2 protein-coding genes are annotated in these 2,958 nt (G+C 67.3%); one reads left to right on the forward strand and one right to left on the reverse strand.

The window, feature by feature from the left end; all coding sequences use genetic code 11:
* The first annotated feature begins 617 nt into the window (after positions 1–617).
* Entirely contained in the window at positions 618–1,427 is an 810-nt protein-coding gene (locus B2W70_RS18070; protein ID WP_414631089.1) for a 16S rRNA (uracil(1498)-N(3))-methyltransferase, read from the forward strand.
* 90 nt (positions 1,428–1,517) lie between these two features.
* Here the strand turns inward: B2W70_RS18070 and B2W70_RS18075 are convergent, their stop codons facing one another.
* Positions 1,518–2,912 carry a THUMP domain-containing class I SAM-dependent RNA methyltransferase gene (locus B2W70_RS18075; RefSeq protein WP_286747940.1) on the reverse strand — a complete coding sequence of 465 codons (1,395 nt, stop codon included), beginning with the start codon at positions 2,910–2,912 and terminating at the stop codon, positions 1,518–1,520.
* Positions 2,913–2,958: the final 46 nt, after the last annotated feature.

Below are 2,958 nucleotides of genomic sequence, written 5' to 3' on the forward strand. Positions count from 1 at the left end.
TCGGCTGTTGATTTTTAAAGAACGATCGCTCGACTTGGTTGACTTAACCGCTGCAGCTGTTTGCTGCGTTGTTTTGTCTGCGTCATCAGCGAAGAATGCAATTATGGCACCCTTTTGACACCCTTTGCAAGCCCCTCGGCGAAAAATCTTCAACTTTCTGCATTCAGGGGCCTTTGGAAGGGCCGCAAACGCTCGCAAAGGGGTGTGTCACGGCGTCACTCGGAGAGAACGCGCCAAGGCGCGAGATCATACAGCGACTGTTGCGTGGTGGATGCACCACGTGGCGGACAATGCGACAAAGCTGCCACAAAGAAGTTGTGTCGGGCGGATGCGTCGCCATGAAGGAGCCGCCGGAGTGCTGGAGTACGGCCGCGCCAGGCTCCCTTGCTTGTCTCTATCTATCAAGGCGGCAACCTTCTGCTGGGCCCTTGACTCACAGGGAGCGAGCCAAAGGGCGCAGGCGGGCAGGATGGCTGGTGGTGTCAGCAGGGTGGCGTCGGGAGCTGGGCCGGCTTGCGACATCGCCCAAGCCAGCCGCCCCATGCTTTTTGCTCAGGCGGCTCAATCATGTCCATATCAGTAACGCGCCAGTGGCGCAGGAGAAGCAGAACGTGTCGATGGGTCCTCGCTTGCATGTGGAAGAAGGGAAGCTGGATGTCAGCGGGGCGGTGTTCGCGCTGGACGAAGGGCCATCTCGGCATGTGCAGGTGTTGCGCATGCAGCCTGGAGAGGGCCTGAGGGTGTTCGACGGACAGGGGGCGGAGTGGCAGGCCGAAGTCACAGAGATGGGGCGAAAGGTCGTGCAGGTGCGGGTGCTGCACCGCATCCAACACGACCGCGAGCTGCCTGTGCGGGTGACACTGGCCGTCGGGATGACCGCCAACGACCGGATGGACACGCTGGTGGAGAAAGCGACCGAGCTCGGGGTGCACGCGATCCAGCCTCTCTTGTGCACGCGCTCGGTTTTGCGCCTGGATGGGGAGCGTGCGGCCAAGAAGGTGGCGCATTGGCAATCGGTGGCGGTGGCGGCGAGCGAGCAATGCGGGCGGGCGGTGGTGCCCCGGTTGCTGCCAGTGGCGCCTTCGCTGGCCTGGTTGCAACAAGCGGCTCAGGCGAACACGCTGGATGGAAGCTGGCATGCGCGCGGGGTGCTGAGCCTGCACGATGCGGCGCCTGTGGGGCGCTGGCTGGAAGGGCTGTTGGGCGGGAGGGGAATGCGGCCGGACCTGGTCGATGCGCAGGCATCAGCGCGAGAGGCCGAGAACTGGTGCTTCTTCAGTGGGCCGGAAGGCGGGCTGACGCCCGAGGAGGAGGACCTGGCCTTGTCGTGCGGATGGCAGGCGGTGAGCCTGGGACGACGCGTGCTGCGCGCGGACACCGCGCCGCTGGCGGTGCTGAGTGTGATCGCTGCAGCGCTGGAGGCCTGAGCGGCCACCATCTTCGCCATCGATGGATGGCGCTTCAGGCTTGCGGCCCGCCTTGGGCGACCGAAGCGGCACTTGGTGCGGGCGAGCCGCTCAGCCTTGGTCTGAGGCCGTTGGGTCTGCCGGGCGATCGGAGGACGTCGAGCGAGGCTTGTTGCTGCCGGCCACCAGGTCGAACCGGAACAGGCGGCACTCGATGGGGCCGTTGAACATGACGACGCGGCGGCTTTCTTTCAGTCGCATGGCGCCGGGCAGCTTCATGTCGGGGCTGAGGATCCAGGCGGTCCAGCCGGTGTAGTTCTTCTTCCAGTGCGAGGACAGGCGCTGGAAGAAGGTGGCGGCGGCTTCGTCTTCCTGGAAGTTCTCGCGGGCAACGCGCACGCCTGGGCGGGCCCGGTCGTCGGGCTCGTCGGAATCGATGGCGTAGCGGTCGCCATGCTGGGCGGCGCGCTGGCCGTAGGCGTCGCGGACCGAGCCCTTGGTGTCGATGCGCTCGCCATAGGGCGGGTTGAACATCAGCACGCCTTTTTCACAGGGCACGGGGCGCTGCAGGGCGTCAGCCGTCTTGAACTCGATGGCGTGGCTCACGCCCGCGCGCTCGGCGTTGCGGGTGGCGAAGTCGGTCATGCGGAAGGCGACATCGCCAGCGTAGATGGCCACTTGCGGTGCGCGCTGGCGGGCGCGGGCTGCTTGCTTGAGCTGTTGCCAGGCGCCCTGGTGGGGGCGAAAGGGCAGCAGTCGCTCGAAGGCGAAGCGGCGCTGCAGACCCGGGGCGATGTCGCAGGCGATCTGGGCCGCTTCGATGGGGATGGTGCCGGCGCCGCAGCAGGGGTCGAGCAGGGCGCCGTCTTCGGGTCGACCTTGCCAGCCGGCGGCAGCCAGCATGGCGGCGGCCAGGGTTTCTTTCAGCGGGGCTTCGCCGGTGTCTTCGCGCCAGCCACGCTTGAAGAGGGCCTCGCCGGAGGTGTCGACATAGAGGATGGCGTCCATGTCGTCGAGGTAGAGCACGAGGCCCAGGTCGGGGTGGCGGGTGTCGACGCTGGGGCGCTCGCCGGTGCGCTCGCGCAGGTCGTCGCAGACGGCGTCTTTGGTGCGCAGGCCGGCGAAGTTGAGGCTGCGCAGGTGGCTGCGGCGCGAGGTGACGTCAACGCGGAGGGTCTGCTCGGGGGTGATCCAGTCCGACCAGTTGACGGTGCGGCCCAAGGCGTAGATGTCGTCTTCGTGGCGGTAGACGCGGGTGGCGACGCGCCAGAGCACGCGCTGGGCCAGGCGGCTCTCCAGGTTCAGGCGCATGGCGCTGTCGATGAGGGCGGCCTGGCGCTCTGCGGTCGTGCGCAAGGAGGGCGCTGGCTGCACCTCGATGCCACCGCGCGAGGCCTGGATGAAAGGCGCGGGGCCGAGGATGCGGCGGGCTTCTTCGAGCAGCAGCTCTTCGACGCCGGCGGGGCAGCTCAGGTAGAGAGCGATGGGGCGATCGGACGCGAGCACGGGGCCGGCGGGTTGCGGGCGCGGGCCGCTCGAAGCTGGCGAGCGA

Source organism: Aquabacterium sp. UBA2148, assembly GCF_002328915.1.
Taxonomy (GTDB): domain Bacteria; phylum Pseudomonadota; class Gammaproteobacteria; order Burkholderiales; family Burkholderiaceae_C; genus Aquabacterium; species Aquabacterium parvum.